Source organism: Brucella sp. RRSP16 (genome assembly GCF_052246815.1).
GTDB lineage: Bacteria > Pseudomonadota > Alphaproteobacteria > Rhizobiales > Rhizobiaceae > Brucella > Brucella intermedia.
The window spans coordinates 245,999-268,887 of sequence record NZ_JBQQAM010000005.1; the positions used below are offsets into that span (position 1 = coordinate 245,999).

Sequence of the window (22,889 nt, forward strand, 5' to 3'; positions counted from 1 at the left end):
CTTATGCGGCCTGCTGTGTCGGCGCGCTCGCCATGGTTTCCTGCTCGACCACATCGATGGTCGGGCGATCATAGGCGGAGATGGTCTTGCGGCCATATTCCACGGCGATCTGCGGCAGGGAGCCGTTCATATAGGCGAGCAGCGTCTGCTTCACGACGATATAGAGGCGGTTGTTCTTTTCGCGGGTCGATTTGATCTTGGCTGCGATCGGGCCGACCACGCCATAGGAGAAGAAGATGCCGGCAAAGGTGCCGACGAGGGCCGCGCCGATCAGGTGGCCCAGCACTTCCGGCGACTGGTCCAGCGCGCCCATGGCCTTGATCACGCCGAGGACGGCGGCAACGATGCCGAGCGCCGGAAGCGCTTCGGAAATGCTGACCATGGCATGGTAGGGCTTGAGCTTGTCGCGGGCGATGGTGTGGATTTCCTCGTCCATCAGCGCTTCGATTTCATGCGAGCGCACATTGCCGACGATGATGAGGCGGCAATAATCGCAGATGAAATTGGTGAGGTCCTCTTTCTTCAATACGCTTGGATAGGCCTGAAAGATCGGCGATTCCTTCGGATTGTCGATATGCACTTCAACTTCATTGCGCGACTTGGCGCGCAACTCGCGCATCAGGCTGTAGAGCACGCCCAGAACGTCCAGATAATCGCGCTGCTTTGGGACGGCATTGCTGAATGCCTCCATGCAGGCGCGGCCCGTGTCCTTCACCAGCGAAAAGGGGTTGGCGATGAAGAAGGTGCCGAGTGCGGCACCCAGAATGATGACGAACTCCCAGGGCTGGATAAGCACGCTCACATGTCCGCCCATGGCGATAAAGCCGCCCAGCATACAGCCCAGTGTGATGACAAGACCGACAATAATGCCCAAAGCTCGAGACTCCCGCCTACATTCTGTTTGCCGGGAACCTAAGCGCTGCGCCTTGCGCGAACCTTGTCTGCAGCGCGCAGATAAAATCAGCTTCGGACAAGCTTGGTCCTGCATAAGGATCGAAATAGAGTCAGGGGGTCATGCGCATGGTCGATACGATGACGAGCTATCGCCTGATCGCGTCGGATATGGCGCGGTCGTTGCAGCGTGTTTCGAAGGAACCGATGGTGGAGCGGGAAACCGCCTACTACAAGGAGAATATCGGCAAGGTGAAATCCGTCGATGATTTCATGGCCGACAGCCGCCTTTATAATTATGCGCTGAAGGCGTTCGGTCTGGAAGACATGGCCTTCGCCAAGGCGTTCGTGCGCAAGATATTGACCGAAGGCATCAAGAGCGATGATGCCATGGCCAACAAGCTGACCGACAAGCGCTACAAGGAATTTGCGACGGTCTTCGATTTCGAGGGCAAGGGCGCGGAGGCGACCCAGAGCACTGCGGCGCAGCAGGGTGTGGTCGACAAATATCTCCGCCAGACGCTGGAGACGGAAGCCGGAAGCCAGAACGAAGGCGTGCGGCTGGCGCTCTATTTTCAGCGCAAGGCGCCGACGCTCACCAATGCCTATGAAATTCTGGGCGACAAGGCGCTGGTGTCGATGATCCAGACGACCTTCGGCTGGCCCTCCACCATATCCAATGCCGATATCGACAAGCAGGCGAAGATGATCGAGGACAAGATCGACTTCACCAAGATGTCGGACCCCGATTACGTCTCGAAGCTCATTTCGCGCTTTACCGCCATGTACGAGATGAACAACCCGACCGCGAGCAGCCCGGCGTCGATCGCGTCCCTGCTTCTGGGCGGCACTTCTTCCGTCGGCATTTCGATGGATATTTTGAGCACCTTGCAGAACTTCAAGCCGGGCGGGCGCTAGGCGATGCAGAACAATTCGATCTATGTCGGGCTTTCCTCGCTCATCACGCTGGAACGGCGGATGGATGCCATTGCCCATAACGTGGCCAATGTCTCCACGGTCGGCTTCCGGGGCGAGGGCACCAAGTTCAGCTCGATTGTTTCGGACAAGGCCAGCGACGATGTGAGCTTCGCGACCGCAGGCAAGAGCTTCATCCGCACCGAGGCGGGCCCGATGATCAAGACCGACAACCCGCTGGATGTTGCGGTCAAGGGCGATGTGTGGATGTCTGTCTCCACGCCGCAGGGCCAGATCTATACGCGTGACGGGCGCATGAACATGCTGCCGACCGGCGATCTCGTCACCGTCACCGGCCATCCGGTGCTGGATGTCGGCGGCGCGCCGATCGTGCTCAACCCGGCAGGCGGCGCACCGAAGATTTCAAGCGATGGCGCGATCTACCAGAACGGCGCGCAGATCGGCGCGATCGGTCTCTTCACCATCCCCGCCGATGCGGAGCTGACCTATGCCGGTACATCCGGCGTGATCCCCAACAAACCCGCCCAGCCGGTGGCCGATGACAACAGCGTTGGCGTCGTGCAGGGCATGATCGAGGGATCGAATGTCGACGCCATGACGGAGATGACGCGCCTCATCAGCGTGAGCCGCGCCTTCGAACAGGTCAACAACCTGCTGGCGCAGCAGGAGACGACCGTCTCCGAAGCCATCAAGACCCTGGGCTCCAGAAACGGATGACGCCTGATCTGCCGCTCTCCCGTCTGGCCGCCTTTGCCCGTCAGCAATCGGTAGCGCCGAAGCCGCTCACCGGTATCGGCGGAACGGTAAGCGATGTGTCGCGTTCGGCGATTGCAGTGCGCGGGCTTTCGCGGGATGCGCGGCTGGGCGATGCGGTGGCGATCCACGCGCAGGGCAGCCAGTGCCTTGCCGAGATCATCCGGGTGGCGGACGCGCAGGTTCTGGTGAAACCCTTTGACGACCGCATCATTCCCTCGCTCGGCGCTGCGGTTTTCGAGGAAGGCCCGCTGCAGATCCGCCCCGCGCCGGAATGGCGCGGCCGGGTCATCAATGCGCTGGGACAGGCGATTGACGGCAAGGGCGCATTGCAGCCCGGGACCCGGCCCATGGCGTCCGAGAGCCTTGCACCCGCCGCCTTGCGCCGTGCGCGGGTGGATCGGGGTTTGCGCACCGGCGTCAATGTCATCGATATTTTCACGCCGCTCTGCTTCGGCCAGCGCATCGGCATCTTTGCGGGTTCGGGCGTCGGCAAGTCGACACTGCTCGCCATGATGACGCGTGCGGCGGATTTCGACACGGTGGTGCTGGCGCTAACGGGCGAACGCGGACGCGAAGTGCGTGAGATGCTCGAAGAAACCATGGCGGGCCATCTCGACAAGACCATCACTATCGTCGCGACGGGCGATGAAAGCCCGATGATGCGCCGCCTCGCGCCCAACACCGCGACGGCCATTGCCGAATATTTTCGCGATCTTGGCCATAATGTGCTGCTGATCGTCGATTCCGTCACGCGCTTTGCCCATGCCGCGCGCGAGGTGGCGATTGCGGCGGAAGAGCCGCCGGTTTCGCGCGGCTATCCGCCAAGTGTCTTCAGCCAGCTGCCGCGCCTTCTGGAGCGGGCGGGGCCGGGCATTACAGAAGCTGGCGGCAGCATCACCGGCATTTATTCCGTGCTGGTCGATGGCGACGATCATAACGATCCGGTTTCCGACACTATTCGCGGCACGCTGGATGGCCACATCGTGCTCGACCGCGCGATTGCGGCGCAGGGGCGCTTTCCGGCGGTCGATATTCCGGGCTCGGTTTCGCGCCTTGCAAAGCACAACTGGACGCCGGAGCAGCGCAAGCTCGTCAGCCAGTTGCGGGGCATGGTCGCCCGTTTCGAGGAAACGCGCGATCTGAGGGCCATCGGCGCCTATCAGAAAGGCCATGACGGCCTTCTGGACCAGGCGGTCGATCTTGTGCCGCGCATCTATGACGCCTTGCAGCAATCGCCGGAAACCGGCCTATCGGATGATCCCTATAACGACCTTGCCGCAGCACTGCGCGGCGACAGACAGGCGCAACACGCATGATGACGGGCTTTCAAAAGTCGAAGGAAGACAAGAACCTTGCCCAGCTTACGGCGGAGGTGGAAGCCGCCGCCCGGCAGGAGGGCATGAAGAAGCCGCAGAGCAAGGTGGACCGCTATCTGAAGATCGCGGCAATCACGCTTGCCGCCGGAAGTGCGATGCTGCCCTTCATCACCTATTTGCAGCGGGCCGATCTGGGCGCGCCGGAAAAGGCCGAGCGCAAGATCATCGATCCGCTCGACCGTTCCGAACAGAAGACGGTGCGCCGCTTTCCGTCCTTCCGCCCTTCCGAACATGTCGCGCCGAATGCGGGTGTGGACGACACGATGACGGGTTCCGTCATGTCGAACGGCAAGGGCCTTCCGGGAACGGGCGCTGGCGGCGGCGACGGCAATGGCGGCGACGGGCAGGCCATGCCTAAGCCGGTTTTCGCATTGCGCGAGGTGGTCGGCGGCATGGCGATGATCGAGGATACGTCCGGCTACTGGTTCGTCGAAAAAGGCTCGCTTCTGCCGGATGGCAGCCGCCTCGTTTCCATCGGTCGTGGTGCGGGAACATGGCAGCTTACGACGTCATCGGGCGATGTGATCCAGAAGGCGCCGTAAGCCATTTTTCAAGTCCCCGCCCCAGAGGGCGGGGCAGCTAGAGCATTTCCAGCAAAAGTGTGAAGCGTCTACGCGGGGAAATCAGTTCACTGGACTGATTTCTTATGCCGCTTCGATGCGTTGGATAATGCGATAAAACAAATAGTTAGAGCGGTTCCGGCTTTTCTGTCAGAACAGGAACCGCTCTAATATTGCGTGTTGCGGTCCACGACGTGCTCCAGCGTCCCGTCGCGCTCGAAGGCTTCGATCTGTCGGATGATCTGCGGCACAAGGGCGGTGGCGGATGAGCTTGCCGCCGCATGCGGGGTGATCGTCACGCGCGGATGATCCCAGAGCGGGCTGCTGGTCGGCAATGGTTCCTGCGTGAACACGTCGAGGGAAGCTGCCGAAAGAAGTCCGCGATCAAGTGCTGCCAGAATATCCGCTTCGTTCTGCAATCCGCCGCGTCCGGCATTGATCAGCACCGGAGCGCCAAGCGGCCCGTCGCTCTTCAACTGCGCGAACATCGACATGGAGAGGATGCCCTTCGTGTCGGGCGTCAGCGGCAGCAGGCAGACGAAGATGTCGGCCGTCTTGAGGAATTTCGCAAAGCCGTCCTTGCCATGATAGGTCTGAACGCCGTCGATTTCCTGCGGACGGCGGCTCCAGCCGGTGACATTGAAGCCAAGGGTTTTGAGCTTTTCAGCCGCATCGCGGCCGAGCACGCCAAGGCCCATGATTCCGACCGTTACCTCATGCGCGGCTGGCTGGCGGCGATCTTCGTGCCAGACATGGTTCTGCTGCTGCTTGCGATAACGCTGTCCGAGACGGTGATGATCCAGCACCTGCCAGACGACATATTCCGTCATGCGCATGGTGAGATCGTCGGAGATGATGCGCACCAGCGGCACATCGGGAATCCGGTCATCGCGGAAGACGTGATCGACGCCTGCACCCAGCGAGAAGATGACCTTCAGATTAGGCAGGTTGGCAAGCGAGCCGGGCTTCTGCTTCCACACGAGCGCATATTTGATGGAGGGATCGTTTTCCGCACGATCCGTCACCACCGGACGGTCCGGCGCGTGATCGCGAAACGTCTTCAGCCAGATTTCCGGGTCCCAGTCTGTGATCGCCAGAAGGATATTGCCTTTGGTATCGGTCATTGCCTCACTCCCCCTTCGGTCGCCTCCATATGGAAAGCTGCTGCCATCAGTGTCTTGGTGTACTCGGTCTGCGGATTGGCAAACACATCTTTCGCCGCGCCATATTCCACCGCCTTGCCGTTGCGCATCACCAGCACGTCATTTGCCAGCGCCCGCACCACTTTCAGGTCGTGGCTTATGAAAAGATAGGCGAGATCATGCTTCTTCTGCAATGCGCGCAGCAGATCGACCACCTGCGCCTGCACGCTCATATCGAGCGCCGAGGTGGGCTCGTCCAGCATGACGAATTTCGGGTTCAGCACCATGGCGCGTGCAATGGCGATGCGCTGGCGCTGTCCGCCGGAAAATTCGTGCGGGTAGCGGAAGCGTGTTTCCGGGTCGAGGTTCACCTCGTTGAGCGCGGCAATCACGCGCGCATCGCGGTCGTCCGCTGAAAGCTTCGGCTCGTGCACCAGAAGCCCTTCGGCGATGATGTCGGCGATGGTCATGCGCGGTGACAGCGACCCGAACGGGTCCTGAAACACGATCTGCAATTCGCGGCGCAGCGGGCGCATGTCCTTGAAGCTGAACTTCGCGATGTCGCGACCGTCGAAATTGATCTCGCCCCTGGATGAGATCATGCGTGAAAGCGCCAGGCCAAGCGTCGTCTTGCCGGAACCCGATTCGCCGACAACGCCGAGCGTCTGGCCGGCGCGCAGGTTCACGTCGATCCCGTCCACCGCCTTCACATGGTCGACGGTCTTGCGCAAAAAGCCCTTCTTGATCGGGAACCAGACGCGAATATCCTTGCCTTCCATCACCGTTCTGGCAGCAGGATCGGCGGCGGGCGGTTCGCCCTTCGGTTCTGCGGCAAGCAGGTGCCTGGTGTAAGGATGCTGCGGGTTCTCGAAAATATCCCGGGTCGGCCCGGTCTCGACGATCTTGCCCTTGCTCATCACGCAGACCCTGTCGGCGATCTTGCGCACGATGCCGAGATCGTGGGTGATGAAGAGCATCGACATGCCCTGTGCGGCTTTCAGTTCGGCAAGCAGCTTCAATATCTGCGCCTGCACGGTAACATCGAGCGCGGTGGTGGGCTCGTCGGCAATCAGCAGTTTCGGCTTGTTGGCAAGCGCCATTGCGATCATGACGCGCTGGCGCTGCCCGCCGGAAAGCTGGTGCGGGAAAGCGGACAGGCGCTTCTCCGGTTCGCGAATGCCGACTTCGTGCAGAAGTTCCAGCGTTCGCGCCCGCGCTGCCTCAACGCCCATGCCCTGATGCATTTTCAGGATTTCGCCGATCTGACGCTCCACGCTGTGCAGCGGATTGAGCGAAGTCATAGGCTCCTGAAAGATCATCGTGATGTCGTTGCCGCGCACACGGCGCAGTTCCGGCTCCGAGGCCTTCTTCAGGTCGCGGCCATTGAAGAGAATTTCACCGGAAGGATGGCTGGCGGACGGATAGGGCAGCAGTTTCAGGATCGACAGGGCCGAGACGGACTTGCCCGATCCCGATTCACCCACCAGCGCTACCGTTTCGCCTTCGGCAATGTCGAAGGATACCCGGTCGACAGAAATGCGTTCCTCGCCATTCTGGCGGAATGCGACGGACAGATCGCGGACGGAAAGCAGCGTATTATTTCCAGAATCGTTCATTGATCCGCTCATCGGCTCGCTCATTGAAATGCCTTTCGCGGATCGAAGGCGTCGCGTGTTGCTTCACCGATGAAGATCAGGAGCGACAGCATCAGCGAGATGACCACGAAGCCGGTAATGCCGAGCCAGGGGGCCTGGAGATTGTTCTTGCCCTGGGCGAGGAGTTCGCCGAGCGAAGCCGAGCCGGGCGGCAGGCCGAAGCCGAGGAAGTCGAGCGAGGTAAGCGTGGTGATCGAGCCGTTCAGGATGAAAGGCAGGAAGGTCAGTGTCGCCACCATGGCGTTTGGCAGGAGATGCCGCCACATGATCGTGCCGTTCTTCACGCCGAGCGCGCGTGCTGCATTCACATATTCAAAATTTCGCGCCCGCAGGAATTCCGCGCGCACCACGCCGACGAAGGCGACCCATGAGAACAGGAGCATGATGCCGAGCAGCACCCAGAAGCCGGGCGGCAATATCGCCGCGATGATCAGCAACAGGTAGAGAACCGGGATCGAGGACCAGATTTCAATGAAGCGCTGGAACAGAAGATCGACCCAGCCGCCGAAATAGCCCTGAACCGCACCTGCCGTCACGCCGATAATGGCGGAGAAGAAGGTGAGGATTAGGCCGAAAAGCACGGAAATGCGGAAGCCGTAGAGCGCGCGCGCAAAGACGTCACGCGCCTGATCGTCGGTGCCGAGCAGGTTGAAATTGCCGAAGCGGCAATTCGGGTCTTCCACGCCCTGCGGGTAACGCTGGCAGCGCTCTTCCGCCGAATAGAGCCAGAACGGCCTTGACGGAGCCGCTTCCGGTATCTCGTTGTTCACGGTGTTGTAGGAATAGCGGATCGGTGGCCAGATGGCCCAGCCATGGGCGTTGATCTCGTCCTGTATCACCGGGTCGCGATAATCGGTGACGGCGTAAAAGCCGCCGAATCTTTCTTCCGGATAATCGACGAAAACCGGCATCAGCAGCTCGCCCTTGTAGGAAACGAGGATGGGCCGGTCATTGGCGATGAACTCGGAACAAAGCGCTGCGATGAGCAGGAACAGGAATATCCAAAGTGACCAGTAACCGCGCTTGTTCGCCTTGAAATTTTGCCAGCGGCGCTTGTTGAGCGGCGACAGAAAGGGGCGTTTCACGGGAACGGCGGGCGACAAGGGGGTGTCGGTCATCAGACGTCCCTCCGGTCAAAGTCGATGCGCGGATCGATCCACGTATAGGTGAGGTCGGAAAGGAGGCCGACTAGAAGCCCGATCAGCGAGAAGATGAAGAGATTGGCGAACACCACCGGATAATCGCGGTTGATGACCGACTGGTAGCCGAGGAGACCAAGCCCGTCGAGCGAGAAGATCGTTTCGATCAGAAGCGAGCCGGTAAAGAAGGCCGATATGAATGCGCCCGGAAAACCGGCAATCACGATCAGCATCGCATTGCGGAAGACGTGGCGATAGAGAACCTGATTCTCGGTCAGCCCCTTGGCGCGTGCCGTGGTCACGTATTGCTTGCGGATTTCTTCCAGAAACGAATTCTTGGTCAAAAGCGTCGTGGTGGCGAAGGCGGAAAGCACGAGTGCGGTCACCGGCAGCACCATGTGCCACAGATAGTCGCCGATCTTGCCCCAGAACGACATCTGCGCGAAATCCGGTGAGGTAAGGCCGCGCAGCGGGAACCAGTCGAAGAAAGAGCCGCCCGCAAAAAGCACGATCAGCAGGATGGCGAAAAGGAAGCTCGGGATCGCATAACCGACGATGATGACGGCGCTTGTCCAGGTGTCGAAGCGCGACCCGTCCTTGATCGCCTTGCGGATGCCGAGCGGAATCGAAATCATGTAGGACAGAAAGGTCAGCCACAGGCCGAGCGAGATCGAAACCGGCATCTTCTCCTTGATGAGGTCGATCACGCTGATATCGCGGAAATAGCTGCGACCGAAATCGAATCGCAGATAGTTCCACAGCATCTGGCCGAAACGTTCCAGCGGCGGCTTGTCGAAACCGAACTGCTTTTCCAGATCGGCGATGAATTGCGGGTCAAGCCCCTGTGCGCCGCGATATTTGGAATTGACCGAGCCGCTGTCGACAGCGCTTTGCCCGAAATCGCCGCCACCGCCCGAAAGGCGGTCGAGAGCGTCGCCGCCCTGTCCGGAAAGCTGCGCGATCACCCGCTCGACCGGACCGCCGGGGGCGAACTGAACGACGGCGAAGGAAATGGCCATGATGCCGAAAATCGTCGGGATCATCAGAAGCAGACGGCGGAGAATGTAAGCGCCCATCAGCCCGTTTTTCTCCGCAGGTTCGATTCAGTCTTGTGGCTTGCCAACAGCTTCTGCCTTTTCGTCATTCACAATCATTGCTTTATCCACCACAGCGTCTCGACGGGAAAGCCGTAATCGGGCTTCGGCTCCTTGAAACCGAACCGGTCCCAATAGGCCACGAGATGATTCGCTGTCGTCCAATTTGGAATCCAGTCGCGTCGGATACGCAAGTACCGATCGAGCACCCGCATCGTGGCGACGAGTTCTTCACGCGTCGAAACCTTGCCGATATCCGCAATCAGCGCATCGATCAACGGATCTTCCGTGCCGGGAAGATTATAGCTGCCCGGCACCTTGGCCGATTCGGAGCCGAATATGCCGGCAAGCGATTCCTGTGTCGGCGTGGGGCTGAACTGCAACGCCATGCCCACCATGTCGAACTGGAAATCCTGCATGCGCGACTGATACTGGCTTGCATCGACAAGCCGCAGGCTGGCGTCGATGCCGATGGCGCGCAATTTCTGCACATAGGGATTGTATACGCGAGAAAATCCCTCCGAATTGCTCAGGATTTCCAGCGCGAACTTCGATCCGTCCTTGTCATGGAACTGGCCGTTCTTGCGCTCGAAACCGGCTTCCTCCAGCAACTTGATGGCCTGCGCGAACTGTTTCCGGTCCCGTCCTGTTCCGTCGGAAACCGACATCAGCACGGCCTCCCCGAAAACCGCGTCCGGCAGTTTGCCGCGATAGCGTTCAAGCACCTTCAGCTCATCGGGCGTCGGCAGGCCGCTTGCCTGAAAATCCGATCCGTTGAAGCAGGATTGGGAACGCGCATAGACATTGTAGAAAAGATGCTCGTTGGTCCATTCGAAGTCGAAGCAGAGCGCGATTGCTTCACGCACGCGCGGATCGCGGAACCGTTCGCGGCGCTGGTTCAGCGCCCAGGCCTGCATCAGTGGGCGCTTTTCCGGCGGAAAGGTGCGCTTGACGACCTTTCCCTGCTGGATGGCCGGGAAATCATAGGCCGTCGCCCAGTTCTTGGAGACGGTTTCCTCGCGATACTCGATGCTGCCTTTCTTGAAGGCTTCGAATTGCGGCTGGCGGTCGCGGAAAAACTCGATGCGAATACGGTCGAAATGGTTGAAGCCCTTCTGCACCGGCAGGTCCTTCGCCCAGTAATCCTCGACGCGCTCATACTCGATGAACTGGCCGGCGGCGAAGTTGCCGACCTTGTAGGCACCGGAACCCAGTACCGGCTCCATGGTCGTGGCTTCAAAGTCGCGATCCTTGAACCAGCTTTCCGACAGGATCGGCACCGTCACGGCGTCGAGGATGGCATTCGGCCCGCGCCCTTCGACGAAGCGCATGCGCACTTCCCGATTGCCGGTTGCCTCCACCTTTTCCACGCCAGTCAGAGACTGGCGCAGCGTCGGATGGCCCTTCTGCTTGATGGTCGTATAGGTGAACAGCACGTCCTTCGCCGTGATCGGCGAGCCATCGTGAAAGCGCGCTTCCTTGCGAAGCTTGAAAGTGCAACTGCGGCGGTCTTTCGAAAGCGTCGCACTTTCCGCGATGAGGCCATAGACAGAATCCGGCTCATCCAGCGCCGAAGCCATCAGCGTATCGAAGGTCAGTTCCATGCGCGGCGGCGCGTCGCCCTTGAACGTGAAGGTGTTGAGCGTGTTGAACGTGTCGGTGTTCTGGTTCCAGACCCAGCTCGACGGCGCGAAATTGAAGGTGCCGCCCTTCGGCGCTTCGGGGCTGGCATAGTCGAAATGGGTGAAATCAGGACCGTATTTCAGGTCGCCGAAAGCCGAAAGTCCGTGGAGGGCCTTTCCCGTTCGTATGTCGGCAAAGGCCCTTGGTGGCAGGAACGGCGCAAGAGCGGCACCTCCCGAAAGCCCCAGAAAATGGCGGCGATTCATGCGAAGGATTGTCATTCTCGTCGGCCCTCATTCACTGCCGGTCTTGAGCTTGGCTTCCTTCGCAGGGTCAATCCACCAGGAGAACGGGTCAATCCCCATATAATCGGGCTGCTTTTCAGGCATTCCGAACTTGTTCCAATAGGCCACGTTGATCTTGTCGGAATACCATTGCGGAATGACGTAATAGTTCCACAGCAAAGCCCGGTCGAGCGCGTGGGTCGAGGCGACGAGTTCGTCACGGTTCTTGGCATAGATGACGCGGTCGATCAGCTTGTCGATCGCTGGATTCTTGATGCCTGCATAATTGCGGCTGCCCTTGAAGTCGGCAGCTTTGGAGCCCCACATGTCGCGCTGTTCATTGCCAGGCGAGGCGCTTTGCGGGATGACGGAGGTGATGACATCATAGTCGAAATCGTTGACGCGGGCCTGAAATTGCGCCGTATCGACGATGCGCACCGTCGCGTTGATGCCGATCTTGCGCAGGCTTGCGGCGAACGGGTTGTAGATGCGCTCGTCGGTCGGGTCCTTGCCGAGAAATTCGATGGTGAACGGATTGCCCTTGGCATCGACGAGCTTGTTGCCCTGCAATGTCCAGCCCGCTTCCGAAAAGAGTTTCAGGGCGGTGCGCAGGTTATCGCGCGTTGCCTGCGGCGTGTCATAGACCGGCAGCTTGAATTCCTTGGTCAGCGCCTCGGCGGGAAGCGAATCCTTCACCGTTTCCAGTATCGCCTGCTCTGCCGGTGTCGGCGGGCCGCTCAGTTCGAGTTCATTGCCCGCGAAATAGCTGTTGATGCGCTGGTACTGGTTGAAGAACAGCAGGCGGTTCATCGATTCGAAATCGAAGGCATAGGTCAGGGCCTGACGCACCTTCGGGTCCTTGAACTTGTCGCGGCGCATATTGAGGAAATAGCCCTGCATGCGCCCGACGGCATGGTAGGGGAAAGAGGCCTTCACGACATCGCCGCGCTGTACTGCCGGGAAATTATACTGCTCGGCCCAGCGCTGGGCACGATTCTCGTTGCGATAATCGTATTGGCCGCCCTTCTTGAAGGCTTCCCAGGTCGCGTCCTCGTTGAAATAATACTCGTAGCGCAGCCGGTCGAAATTGTTGCGCCCGACATTGACGGCCAGATCCTTTCCCCAATAGTCGTCGACGCGCGCCCAGGTGATGGAGCGTCCCGGCGTCATGCTCTCGATCTTGTAGGCGGCGGAGCCGAGCGGGATTTCGAGCGTCGGGCGGGTGATGTCGCGCTGCTTGCCCTGCGCGTCCTTGCCCTCCCACCAGTGCTTGGGCAGAACGGCAAGCTGCCCCATGATCTGCGGCAATTCGCGGTTGCCCTTCTGGCTGAAGGTGAATTTCACTTCATGTTCGCCGGTCTTTTCCGCCTTCTCCACGTCGCCATAATATTTGTTGTACATCGGCGACTGCTTCTTCAGCACATCGAACGACCAGATCACGTCATCGACCGTGATCGGCTGGCCGTCATGCCATTTCGCCTTGGGATTGAGCTTGAACTTCACCCATGAAAAGTCGTCGGGATATTGCAGGGCTTCGGCGATCACGGGATATTGGGTCGAGGCCTGATCGGCCGAATCCGTCATCAGCGTATCGTAAAGCATCCCGCCGCCGAAGTCCGACAGGCCCGCGGCAGGAACCCCTTGCACCACGAACGGATTGAGACTGTCGAAGGTGCCGACGGCAACCATGTTCAGCGTGCCGCCCTTCGGCGCATCCGGGTTCACATAGTCGTAATGCTTGAAATCGGCTGGATATTTGGGCTCGCCAAGCAGGCTGGAGGAATAGCGCCATTGGGGTTCCGCGTCATTTGCGTGAACCATAGAAACCGTGCTCGCAAGCATGGCTACCGCGAACGCACCCGCCCAAAAAGCTCTCATCCAGCCTCTCCGTTCCTGTTTCGGATATATTAGGAGAAGTCTTATGGGATTTTGCGGAGGAAGAAAGGCATGCGGGCAAGAAATTTGATGCGGGCAAGAAAAAAGCCCGGCGAGCCGGGCTTTGATCATTTTGTCTCGTTGGCTTAATTCGCCGGAGCCGGTTCCGCAGGCTTCTGTTCGCCGCTTGCCGGTGCGCCAGAAGGTGCGCCACCTTCGGCTGGCTTTTCGCCTTCGGCCGGCTTGGCATCGCCGCCAGCAGCAGGTGCGGCATCGGCGGTCGGCAGCGGGGCAGGGTTGTCGGACAGCGTGCGCAGATAAGCGATCAGGTCGGCGCGTTCGTTGTCCTTCTTGTCGCCGGCAAAGCCCATGGCCGTGCCCTTGATGAAGCCCTTCGGCGAGGTCAGGAACTTGTTGAGATGTTCAAAGTCCCACTTGTTGCCCGCAGCGCCGAATTCCTTCATCGCAGCCGAATAGCCGAAACCTTCAACGGAGGCAGCCGGACGGTTCACGACATCCCACAGATGCGGACCCACCTTGTTGGCGCCACCCTTTTCACCGGTATGGCATGCAGCGCAACGCTTGAAGACGGTTTCACCGCGTGCCGGATCGGCAGACTGCAGCAAGGTCGCAATCGAAACTTCTTCCTTGGCCGGTGCAGCTCCCCCTTCGCCGGTCGAGGCTTCCGCCGCTTCGATGGCAAAGCCCGGCTTTTCAGGCGCAGGCGAGTGAAACAGCGAATCGGACAGGATGCCCGTCGTCATGACAACGAAAACCGTTGCCAGAAAAGCCATGATAAACTTGTTAGTCCGGGTTGAATTCATCGCCGGTCAGCGCTCCCTCTACCAAAACGCTCTCCCCGAGAACGCTCTCCTAGCCGGCATGCAAACCTTTAATAAAGGTCACAATTCTCTCCCCGGCATCGGGCGGAAACTAGGTCTTTTGCCAGGGCGATGCAACACCTATAAGGGTGACCGGACCCGTGACTTTTTGACACTTTTGATGCATTTCCAGCACCGGCGAAGCGCGTTACAAGGCGTTCGCGACCTTATTATTCTCAAGAGGCGATCATGCTGCAGACCTTAAAGACCCTCACGCTGATTCCCGCACGGATGGCCTCCACGCGCCTGCCGAACAAGCCGCTTGCCGATATTTGCGGCAAGCCGATGATCGTCCATGTGGCCGATCGCGCAGCGGCTGCGAAGCTGGGCCGGACGGTGGTTGCTACCGACAGCGAGGAGATTTTTTCGGTCGTGACCGCACATGGCCACGAAGCGATCATGACGCGCGAGGATCACGAATCCGGTTCCGACCGCATTTATGAAGCGCTTTTGAAAGTCGATCCCGCGGGCGAGGTCGATGCGGTGGTCAATGTTCAGGGCGACCTGCCGACCATCGATCCGGACATCATCCGCCGCGCGCTTCTGCCGCTGGAAGACGGACCTGCCGACATTGCGACGCTTGGCGTCGAAATCGAGGAAGAATCGGAAAAGACCAATCCGAGCGTGGTGAAGATCGTGGGCTCGCCGCTGGCAGGCAACAGCCGCCTGCGCGCGCTTTATTTCACCCGCGCAACCGCGCCCTATGGCGACGGTCCGCTCTATCATCATATCGGCCTTTACGCCTATCGCCGCCCGGCACTCGAACGCTTTGTGAAGCTTGGGCCGTCGCCTTTGGAAAAGCGGGAGAAACTGGAGCAATTGCGGGCTCTCGAAGCCGGAATGCGCATTGATGTGGAACTGGTGAAGACCGTGCCGCTGGGCGTTGACACGCAGGCTGATCTTGACCGAGCGCGCCTTCTTGTCGCAAAGGGTATCTGACGACCGCCGTCGAGCGGCAATTGAGAAAGCATGGACACGATGAAGACCAACAGGATTTCCTTCCAGGGTGAAGCGGGCGCAAATTCCGATACGGCGTGCCGCAACATGTTTCCCGACATGGAGCCTTTGCCGTGCCCGACTTTCGAGGATGCCTTCAACGCGGTTGAAACCGGCGCCGCCGACCTTGCGATGATCCCCATCGAGAACACGCTGGCCGGTCGCGTCGCGGATATTCATTATCTGCTGCCGCTTGCCGACATGCACATCATTGGCGAATATTTCCTGCCGATCCATTTCCAGCTCATGGTGCTTCCGGGCGTCAAGCGCGAGGAAATCAAGACCGTTCACAGCCACGTCCATGCGCTCGGCCAATGCCGCAACGTCATCCGCCAGAATGGCTGGAAGGGCGTCATCGCGGGCGATACGGCAGGGGCCGCGCGTCTCGTCGCCGACATGAAGGACCGTTCGATGGCGGCGCTTGCGCCAAGCCTTGCTGCCGATCTCTACGGCCTCGATATTCTGGAAGAAAATGTCGAGGATTCGGAAGACAACGTGACCCGCTTCGTGGTCCTGTCCAAGAACAAGCAGTGGGCGCCGCGTCCGGAAAACGGCGAGCGCATCGTGACGACTTTTGTCTTCCGCGTGCGCAACGTCCCGGCTGCGCTCTACAAGGCGCTGGGCGGCTTTGCCACCAATGGCATCAACATGACCAAGCTCGAAAGCTATCAGATCGGCGGGCGTTTCATCGCCACGCAGTTCTATGCCGATGTCGAGGGGCACCCGGAAGACCACAATCTCCAGCTTGCGCTGGAGGAACTGCGCTTCTTCACCAAGGAAGTACGCATTCTCGGCGTCTATCAGGGCAGCGATATTCGCGGCACGCAGTTGCTCGCCGCCGAGTAATCCAGAGAATATCGGGCGGGATCAGTTTTCCGCCCAGGCTTTTATCAGATGGGTTGCGATGGCGCCGGATGGCGGCACCCGCAACCCGTTTTCATGTGTACCCGCCAGCATGGTGCGCACTTCGGCCCTGGAGAACCAGCGGCCGTCTTCCAGCTCCGAGCGGTCGATGGTGAAATCGTCGCTCAAGACCTCGGCATGACAGCCGATCATCAGCGAATAGGGAAACGGCCAGGGCTGGCTCGCGTGATAGGCGACGCGGCCGATGGAGAGCCCCATTTCCTCCACACTTTCGCGGCGCACGGCGGCCTCGATCGTTTCGCCATGCTCGATAAAGCCTGCAAGACAGGAATAGGAGCCGGGCGCGAAATGCGGCCCACGCGCCAGAATGCATTTCTCGCCGCGCACCGGCAGCATGATGGCCACCGGATCGGTGCGTGGAAAATGTTCGGCGCCACAGTTCGGGCATTGCCGCTTGGCCCCGCCGCCTCGCATGTCGGTTTTTGTGCCGCAGCGCCCGCAGTATCGATGATTGGTGTGCCACGCGGTGAGCGCCGCCGCCTGCGCCAGCGCGCCCAGCAGGTCGGCTGAAACCAGCCCTTCCGTGTAGATGCTGCGATAATCCTGCAGCCGGAACGGTGCTTCCATCGTCTCCGGATCAAGCGGGGTCGTCAGAGCCACGATAGGCACGCCGTCCTGAAGGCCGAGCAGAATAGGCTCTTGAAGATCGGCCGCAAATTCCTTCGCCTCGCCGAGGCGGAACAGCGCGCGCGGCGCATTCTCATCGGCATAGTCGAGAAGCAGCCTGTTGCCGCCCAGCAGCATGATTCGCGTTTCGGGAAGTTCCAGCGCCGTGAAGGCAGAATCATCCTGCCGCTTTTCGGACTGGCGGTCGATCCGGTTGCCGGAAAACCCGACAGATCGACTCGGTTCTATTTCCGGCAGGTCGTAGAGACGGAAAGCCATGGTGCTCTCGAATATTGTTCAGGGGATCAGAAGCCTGTCCCGAAACTGTGAATGATTTTCGGGAAAGTGGCGTGTTCAACCAGATCTACAGCGCCGCGAGAATATCGGCGATCAGCCGGTGGGCGTCCTTTTCGTCATAGGTCTCGCGGGTGCCGAAGCCCCAGACCGGGCCAGGCCAGCCCGCATCGCCCTCGCTGCGGGCGATCACATGCAGATGCAGCTGGCGCACGATATTGCCGAGCGCGCCGGTATTGATCTTGTGGCACGCCGTCACTGTCTTGAGCGCCTGCGCCACGATGCCGGTCTCGAACGTCAGCATGGTCTGGTCCAGCGGCGTCATGTCGTGAATTTCAGTGAGGTCAGGGCGGCGCGGCACCAGGATCAGCCACGGCCAGCGCCGGTCGTTCATCAGCCGAAGCTCGCACAGGCCGAGCTTGGCGACAAAAAACGTGTCGGCATTGAGCCGTTTATCGAGTTCGAATTGTTCCATAAGCGGTTTCTATCAGTTTTTTTCGCCCGGCGCTTGCTTTTTGCACGGTGCCCTTCTTGCATTTTGCTTCACAATTGACGATATGCAAGCCGGGAGGTTGGTGGTGGACGAGCCACTCGCCAACCGGGTCAGGTCCGGAAGGAAGCAGCCCTAACGAGCCACGGCACGGGTCATCGTGCCAGCCTCCCACCCTTTCTCACGACGCCGACGACTGTTGATGGGCAGCCTCTTTGGTTGACGTCGCTCATGAGTCCGGTCCAAACTGGCGACTGGGAAAAAAAGCGGAACAGGAAGAACGGAAGGGCAGCTCATGGACACAAAATCCGCCGGCTTTGCTGCCGATGGGGCCTATCGCGTTCTCGCCCGCAAATATCGCCCCCAGAATTTCAACGATCTCATCGGCCAGGAGCCGATGGTCCGCACGCTCAAAAACGCGTTCGAGACGGGCCGCATCGCGCAGGCCTGGATGCTCACCGGCGTTCGCGGGGTCGGCAAGACCACGACGGCGCGCATTCTGGCGCGCGCGCTCAACTACAAGACCGATACGGTTGACCAGCCGACCATCGACCTTTCCGTACCGGGCGAAAACTGCCAGGCGATCATGGAAGGCCGCCATGTCGACGTGATCGAGATGGACGCCGCCTCGCATACCGGCATCGACGACATTCGCGAGATCATCGAGCAGGTGCGTTACCGCCCGGTCTCCGCGCGTTACAAGGTCTATATCATCGACGAAGTGCACATGCTTTCCACTGCCGCCTTCAACGGCTTGCTGAAGACGCTGGAAGAGCCGCCCCCGCACGTCAAGTTCATCTTCGCCACCACGGAAATCCGAAAAGTGCCGATCACGGTCCTGTCGCGCTGCCAGCGCTTCGACCTGCGTCGCATCGAATCGGGCACGCTAGCCGCACATCTGCGCCGCATCGCGGAAGCGGAAGAGATCGCGGTGGACGACGCGTCGCTCGCCATGATCGCCCGCGCAGGCGAAGGCTCGGCCCGCGATTCGCTGTCGATCTTCGATCAGGCCATTGCGCATGGCGCTGGCGCCGTCACGGCGGAAGCCGTGCGCTCCATGCTGGGCCTTGCCGACCGCGCCCGTATCATCGACCTGTTCGAGATGCTGATGCGCGGCGATGTCGCTGGCGCTCTGACCGAGTTTCGCGCGCAATATGATGTGGGCGCCGATCCGTCGGTGGTGCTGACCGATCTTGCCGATTTCAACCATCTGGTGACGCGCCTGCGCTTTACGCCGGATGTGGCGGAAGACGTGTCGCTGTCGGAAGACGAGCGTGTGCGCGGCCGCGAATTCGCGCAGAAGCTTTCCGTCCGCGTGCTGTCGCGCACCTGGCAGATGCTGCTCAAGGGCATTGCGGAGGTCGACACGGCGGCGAGGCCGGTACAGGCTGCCGAAATGCTTTTGATCCGGCTTGCTCATGCAGCCGATCTGCCGACGCTGGACGAAGCGATCCGCGGTCTCGACAATGGTTCGGTTGCAGCGCCGCGCCCGCAGCCGGGCAGCCCGCGCCCGAATGGCGGCGGCGGTCAGCCTGAAGCGCGCTTTGCCGCCGATGCGGTTGGCTCGTCTTCGATGGCTCCTGCCTCCGGCGGTCCGGCCACGGCCATGCGTATCGTGGAAACGCCGCCGCAGCCGGTTGAGCCATCGGTCGCGCCCCAGCAATTCGTGGAGCCCACGCCGCAACCTTCCGTTCCGGTCAACAGCCTGCACGATGTCGTCGCGCTCGCCGACAAGCACCGCGACATGCAGTTCAAGATTCTGGTCAAGAGCTGTGTGCGCCTTGCATCCATTGCACCCGGACGGCTCGAAATCGGCCTGACCGACGACGCGCCGAAATCGCTGCCGAGCGACATTTCACAGCGCCTCCTGAACTGGACCGGCATTCGCTGGATCGTTACCGTCGCCCGCGACGTGGCGGGGCAGACCATTTCGGAGGCGGAGACCGAGCGCCGCGACAATCTGGTGACCGACGCCCGCGCCGATCCCGATGTTGCCGCCATTCTCGCGGCCTTTCCGGGCGCGAAGATCACCGACGTGCGCATCGCCGTGCCGGAACAGAATGATGACGAGGACATTGACCTCGATGCAATACCGGAAACACCCGGTGCCCTGTCTGAAGACGACTGAATTACGGAATGATGGAGTAAACCCATGCGTGACATGATGGGCATGATGAAGCAGGCGAAGGAATTGCAGGCCAAGATGAAGGCCATGCAGGACGAGATCGCCAATCTGGAGGCCTCGGCCTCTTCCGGCGGCGGGCTGGTGACGATCACCCTGTCGGGCAAGGGCACCCTGTCGGCGCTGAAGATTGACCCGACTTTGATGAAGGAAGAAGAGGTGGAGATCCTCGAAGACCTGATCATCGCCGCGCATAACGACGCCAAGGCCAAGCTGGAAGCGGCCATGGCGAAAAGACGCAGTCGCTCACCGCCGGCCTGCCGATCCCTCCGGGGTTTAAGCTGCCGTTTTAAGGCAGTAGGGGAATAAGGGAATAGGGGAGTATGTTTTGGTGGGCTGACTGCCGCCATGCCGCATCTCCCCTTGATCCCGTTCCCTACTCCCTTATTCCCCTATTCCCTTACTCCCTTAAGCCAATGTCCAAACGAATAGCCGGTCCAGAAATCGAACGTCTCATCCAGCTCCTGGCCCGTGTGCCGGGGCTTGGGCCGCGTTCGGCCCGTCGCGCGGCGCTGCATCTCATCAAGAAGAAGGAAGCGCTTCTGGTGCCGCTTGGCGGCGCCATGCAGGAGGCCGCCGAAAAGGTGCGCATCTGTTCGTGCTGCGGCAATGTCGACACAAGCGATCCGTGCACGATCTGCACCGATGAGCGCCGCGACCCCGCCACCCTCATCGTGGTGGAAGACGTGTCCGATCTCTGGGCATTGGAGCGCGCCGGTACGATGAATGTGCGCTATCATGTTCTGGGCGGTCGCCTGTCGCCGCTCGATGGCATCGGCCCGGACGATCTCAACATCAAAGGACTGGTGGAGCGCGTCGCCGCCGGTGAAATCAGGGAAGTGATTCTGGCAGTCAACGCCACCGTCGAAGGCCAGACCACCGCGCATTACATCACCGACCAGCTTTCGAGCTTCGACGTGCGCGTGACACGGCTCGCCCACGGCGTTCCGGTCGGCGGCGAACTCGATTATCTGGATGAAGGCACGCTTGCTGCCGCCTTGCGGGCAAGAACCACCCTTTAGAACTAATGGAGAAGGCATGGCAGCGGGAAATTGGAAGCATAGCCTGAAGATTGGTCTTGCACTGGTTGCCAGCCTTGCCATTTCTCCCGCCATCGCCGCGCCGTCCAAAGCGCAGGTTGAAAACCAGTATCGCAGCTGGCTGGAAAAGGACCTCTGGCCGGAAGCGAAGGCGGCAGGCGTGTCCCGCGCCGTGTTCGATCAGGCCTTCGCCGGTGTCTCGATCAACTGGAAACTGCCCGATCTCGTGATTCCCGGCGAAAAGCCCTCGACGCCGAAAGAGCAGAAACAGGCTGAATTCGGTGCGCCTGGCAAATATTTCAATGCCAGGACGATGAGCGCCGTCACAAGCGGCGGACAGGCGCGCTATGGCCAATATGCCAGCCTCCTGAAGCGCATCGAACAGAAATACGGCGTTCCGGGGCCGATCCTGCTTGCCGTCTGGGGCCGCGAATCCGGCTTCGGCACGGTCAAGATTCCGTACAATGCCTATGAGGTTCTCGGCACCAAGGCGTTTATGGCGACCCGCAAGGACATGTTCCGCAAGGAACTGATAGCCGCGCTCGAAATCGCTTCCAGGGGCTATATCGATGAAAGCGCCATGAAAAGCTCATGGGCGGGCGCGCTCGGTCAGCCGCAATTCATGCCGACTTCCTATCTGAAGCACGCCGTCGATTTCGACGGCGACGGCAAGCGCGACATCTGGAATTCGGTCCCCGATACGCTCGCCTCCATCGCCAATTATCTGAAACTGCATGGCTGGCAGAAGGGGCGTGACTGGGGTTTTGAGGTCAGCGTTCCGCAGAACGTGTCCTGTTCGCTGGAAGGTCCGGATCAGGGCAAGACGATTGCCGAATGGGCAAAGCTCGGCATCACGCGTGTGAATGGCAAGCCATTTCCGGCCAATGAAATGAAGAGCGAGGGCTTCCTGCTCATGCCCGCCGGTCGCTATGGCCCGGCCTTCGTGGTGAGCCCGAACTTCTACGTGCTCAAGGACTATAATATGAGCGATCTCTATGCGCTCTTCATCGGCCATGTCGGTGATCGCATCGCCTATGGCGCGGGCGATTTCAGTCACGCATGGGGCGGTGTCGGCTCCATGTATCGCTCCGATATCGGCGCGATGCAGAAGCGCATGCAGGTGCTGGGCTATGATGTCGGCAAGCCGGATGGCCTCCCCGGCTTCAAGACCCGCCGCTCCATTGGCCTGTGGCAGGCGAAGAATGGCATGGCCTCCACCTGCTTCCCGCAGCCGGAATTGTTGCGTCAGATCCGCTGATCTCCGCCGCTTAGCAAATTGGCGAAAGACTGAAGCGCTTTCGTCCTGTAGCGGTCATTGTGCTGCAGCATGAGAAACTGGCGTTGCGGCAGGGCAAAGCCTGCCTTCACCAGTGTTCCGGCTTTCAGATGCGGAGCGGCGACAAGTTCGGATATGGCGGTTACATAATCGCCGGAGCGCACCGCCGAACAGATGGCCTCGTTCGAGGGCAGTTCCAGCGCCACATGCAGCCGCGCCGGATTGTATCCGGAAGCGCGCATGGCATCCTCGAAAACGCTGCGCGTTCCCGATCCCTGCTCTCGCAATATCCATTTCCCCTCGAAAAGCCGGTCCCAGGTCAGTTTCCCGCCCGCGGCCCAGTCATGGTCGGGACGCGCCACGAGAATAAGCTGGTCGCTTGCAACCTTGGTGATCGACAGCGACGGAGCCTGCACCGCCCCTTCCACAAGGCCGATATCGGCAACGCCTTCCTCTGTCGCCTGGGTCACACTTTCCGTATTTCCGAGTGTCAGCCGCACATCGATCAGCGGAAACTCGCTGTGAAACCGTGCCAGAAAAGACGGCAGCCAATAGCTGGCAATGGTCTGGCTGGCATGGATGGCAAGAATGCCACGCTTGCCACCGCCAAGTTCGGAAAGCATTCGCTCGGCGGAACGGGCGCGGGCCAGCGTCGCGCGCGCCTCGTCCAGAAACATGCGTCCGTCGCCGGTCAGTTCGATCCGCCGCCCGATGCGGTTGAAAAGCGTTGCCCCGTAGCGATCCTCCATGGTCCGGATGGCCGAACTGACTGCTGAAGGGGTCAGATGCAGGGCTTCCGAGGCTCGCGTCAGGTGTTCGCGCTCGGCAACTTCAATGAAAATTCGTAGCTGTTCCAGTGTCATAGCAAT

Annotated in this window: 20 protein-coding genes, 1 other RNA gene and 1 pseudogene; 11 read left to right on the forward strand and 11 right to left on the reverse strand. The window is 60.3% G+C overall.

All coding sequences use genetic code 11. From position 1 onward, the window contains the following. Window position 1 precedes the first annotated feature (1 nt). Window positions 2-874 carry a flagellar motor stator protein MotA gene (gene motA / locus ACS5UA_RS10390; protein ID WP_021585290.1) on the reverse strand — a complete coding sequence of 291 codons (873 nt, stop codon included), beginning with the start codon at window positions 872-874 and terminating at the stop codon, window positions 2-4. A gap of 146 nt (window positions 875-1,020) precedes the next feature. Between motA and ACS5UA_RS10395 the strand changes: the two genes are divergently transcribed. Genes ACS5UA_RS10395 through ACS5UA_RS10410 form a run of 4 tightly spaced genes read left to right on the forward strand, consistent with a single transcriptional unit; the run spans window position 1,021 to window position 4,501 of the window. Continuing rightward, window positions 1,021-1,809, forward strand: coding sequence for a DUF1217 domain-containing protein (locus ACS5UA_RS10395; RefSeq protein ID WP_006471433.1), 789 nt, complete (start codon window positions 1,021-1,023; stop codon window positions 1,807-1,809). A 3-nt stretch (window positions 1,810-1,812) separates the two neighbouring features. Beyond that, on the forward strand, window positions 1,813-2,544 hold the full coding sequence (gene flgF, locus ACS5UA_RS10400) for a flagellar basal-body rod protein FlgF (protein ID WP_100649110.1): 732 nt from the start codon (window positions 1,813-1,815) through the stop codon (window positions 2,542-2,544). Further along, window positions 2,541-3,899: a flagellar protein export ATPase FliI gene (fliI, locus tag ACS5UA_RS10405; protein ID WP_113368706.1), complete on the forward strand. Its 1,359-nt coding sequence runs from the start codon at window positions 2,541-2,543 to the stop codon at window positions 3,897-3,899. The genes flgF and fliI overlap by 4 nt, the downstream gene beginning before the upstream one ends. Beyond that, window positions 3,896-4,501, forward strand: a complete 606-nt coding sequence (locus tag ACS5UA_RS10410) for a hypothetical protein (RefSeq protein WP_443101300.1) — start codon at window positions 3,896-3,898, stop codon at window positions 4,499-4,501. The genes fliI and ACS5UA_RS10410 overlap by 4 nt, the downstream gene beginning before the upstream one ends. A gap of 185 nt (window positions 4,502-4,686) precedes the next feature. Here the strand turns inward: ACS5UA_RS10410 and ACS5UA_RS10415 are convergent, their stop codons facing one another. The 7 genes from ACS5UA_RS10415 to ACS5UA_RS10445 all read right to left on the reverse strand — a co-directional run bounded on the left by ACS5UA_RS10415 (window position 4,687) and on the right by ACS5UA_RS10445 (window position 14,155). After that, window positions 4,687-5,643 (reverse strand): 2-hydroxyacid dehydrogenase, encoded by a 957-nt coding sequence (locus tag ACS5UA_RS10415; RefSeq protein WP_063619880.1) that lies wholly within the window; start codon window positions 5,641-5,643, stop codon window positions 4,687-4,689. Further along, entirely contained in the window at window positions 5,640-7,289 is a 1,650-nt protein-coding gene (locus ACS5UA_RS10420) for an ABC transporter ATP-binding protein (protein ID WP_162929051.1), read from the reverse strand. The genes ACS5UA_RS10415 and ACS5UA_RS10420 overlap by 4 nt, the downstream gene beginning before the upstream one ends. An 8-nt stretch (window positions 7,290-7,297) precedes the next feature. After that, window positions 7,298-8,434 carry an ABC transporter permease gene (locus tag ACS5UA_RS10425; protein ID WP_006465728.1) on the reverse strand — a complete coding sequence of 379 codons (1,137 nt, stop codon included), beginning with the start codon at window positions 8,432-8,434 and terminating at the stop codon, window positions 7,298-7,300. Further along, entirely contained in the window at window positions 8,434-9,531 is a 1,098-nt protein-coding gene (locus tag ACS5UA_RS10430) for a microcin C ABC transporter permease YejB (protein ID WP_021587664.1), read from the reverse strand. The genes ACS5UA_RS10425 and ACS5UA_RS10430 overlap by 1 nt, the downstream gene beginning before the upstream one ends. 74 nt (window positions 9,532-9,605) lie before the next feature. Continuing rightward, window positions 9,606-11,453: an extracellular solute-binding protein gene (locus ACS5UA_RS10435; protein WP_112702097.1), complete on the reverse strand. Its 1,848-nt coding sequence runs from the start codon at window positions 11,451-11,453 to the stop codon at window positions 9,606-9,608. Between the two features lie 12 nt (window positions 11,454-11,465). Next, complete coding sequence (locus tag ACS5UA_RS10440; protein ID WP_063619882.1) at window positions 11,466-13,334, reverse strand: extracellular solute-binding protein; 1,869 nt, start codon at window positions 13,332-13,334, stop codon at window positions 11,466-11,468. Between the two features lie 143 nt (window positions 13,335-13,477). Beyond that, entirely contained in the window at window positions 13,478-14,155 is a 678-nt protein-coding gene (locus tag ACS5UA_RS10445) for a c-type cytochrome (protein ID WP_063619883.1), read from the reverse strand. A gap of 246 nt (window positions 14,156-14,401) precedes the next feature. Between ACS5UA_RS10445 and ACS5UA_RS10450 the strand changes: the two genes are divergently transcribed. Continuing rightward, complete coding sequence (locus ACS5UA_RS10450) at window positions 14,402-15,151, forward strand: 3-deoxy-manno-octulosonate cytidylyltransferase (RefSeq protein WP_063619884.1); 750 nt, start codon at window positions 14,402-14,404, stop codon at window positions 15,149-15,151. Between the two features lie 39 nt (window positions 15,152-15,190). Next, window positions 15,191-16,054 carry a prephenate dehydratase gene (locus tag ACS5UA_RS10455; RefSeq protein WP_036593082.1) on the forward strand — a complete coding sequence of 288 codons (864 nt, stop codon included), beginning with the start codon at window positions 15,191-15,193 and terminating at the stop codon, window positions 16,052-16,054. 21 nt (window positions 16,055-16,075) lie between these two features. On the opposite strand, the gene nudC is transcribed toward ACS5UA_RS10455, so the two are convergent. Next, on the reverse strand, window positions 16,076-17,017 hold the full coding sequence (gene nudC / locus ACS5UA_RS10460) for an NAD(+) diphosphatase (RefSeq protein WP_063619885.1): 942 nt from the start codon (window positions 17,015-17,017) through the stop codon (window positions 16,076-16,078). An 85-nt stretch (window positions 17,018-17,102) separates the two neighbouring features. Beyond that, window positions 17,103-17,507 carry an HIT domain-containing protein gene (locus ACS5UA_RS10465; RefSeq protein WP_063619886.1) on the reverse strand — a complete coding sequence of 135 codons (405 nt, stop codon included), beginning with the start codon at window positions 17,505-17,507 and terminating at the stop codon, window positions 17,103-17,105. Between the two features lie 92 nt (window positions 17,508-17,599). On the opposite strand from ACS5UA_RS10465, the gene ffs reads away from it, so the two are divergent. The 5 genes and pseudogenes from ffs (at window position 17,600) to ACS5UA_RS10490 (ending at window position 22,002) form a co-directional block, all read left to right on the forward strand. Further along, window positions 17,600-17,697: signal recognition particle sRNA small type (ffs, locus tag ACS5UA_RS10470), an RNA gene on the forward strand. A gap of 120 nt (window positions 17,698-17,817) precedes the next feature. After that, window positions 17,818-19,650: a DNA polymerase III subunit gamma/tau gene (locus tag ACS5UA_RS10475; RefSeq protein WP_063619887.1), complete on the forward strand. Its 1,833-nt coding sequence runs from the start codon at window positions 17,818-17,820 to the stop codon at window positions 19,648-19,650. 24 nt (window positions 19,651-19,674) lie between these two features. Next, window positions 19,675-19,997: pseudogene (locus tag ACS5UA_RS10480) on the forward strand (YbaB/EbfC family nucleoid-associated protein). Window positions 19,998-20,120: 123 nt separating this feature from the next. Next, the gene (recR, locus tag ACS5UA_RS10485; RefSeq protein ID WP_021587673.1) at window positions 20,121-20,726 is read left to right on the forward strand and encodes a recombination mediator RecR; all 606 of its coding nucleotides are present in this window, start codon (window positions 20,121-20,123) and stop codon (window positions 20,724-20,726) included. 16 nt (window positions 20,727-20,742) lie between these two features. After that, the gene (locus ACS5UA_RS10490) at window positions 20,743-22,002 is read left to right on the forward strand and encodes a lytic murein transglycosylase (RefSeq protein ID WP_063619889.1); all 1,260 of its coding nucleotides are present in this window, start codon (window positions 20,743-20,745) and stop codon (window positions 22,000-22,002) included. On the opposite strand, the gene ACS5UA_RS10495 is transcribed toward ACS5UA_RS10490, so the two are convergent. Then, window positions 21,990-22,883 (reverse strand): LysR family transcriptional regulator, encoded by an 894-nt coding sequence (locus tag ACS5UA_RS10495; protein WP_112702099.1) that lies wholly within the window; start codon window positions 22,881-22,883, stop codon window positions 21,990-21,992. The genes ACS5UA_RS10490 and ACS5UA_RS10495 overlap by 13 nt on opposite strands. Between the last annotated feature and the right edge of the window lie 6 nt (window positions 22,884-22,889).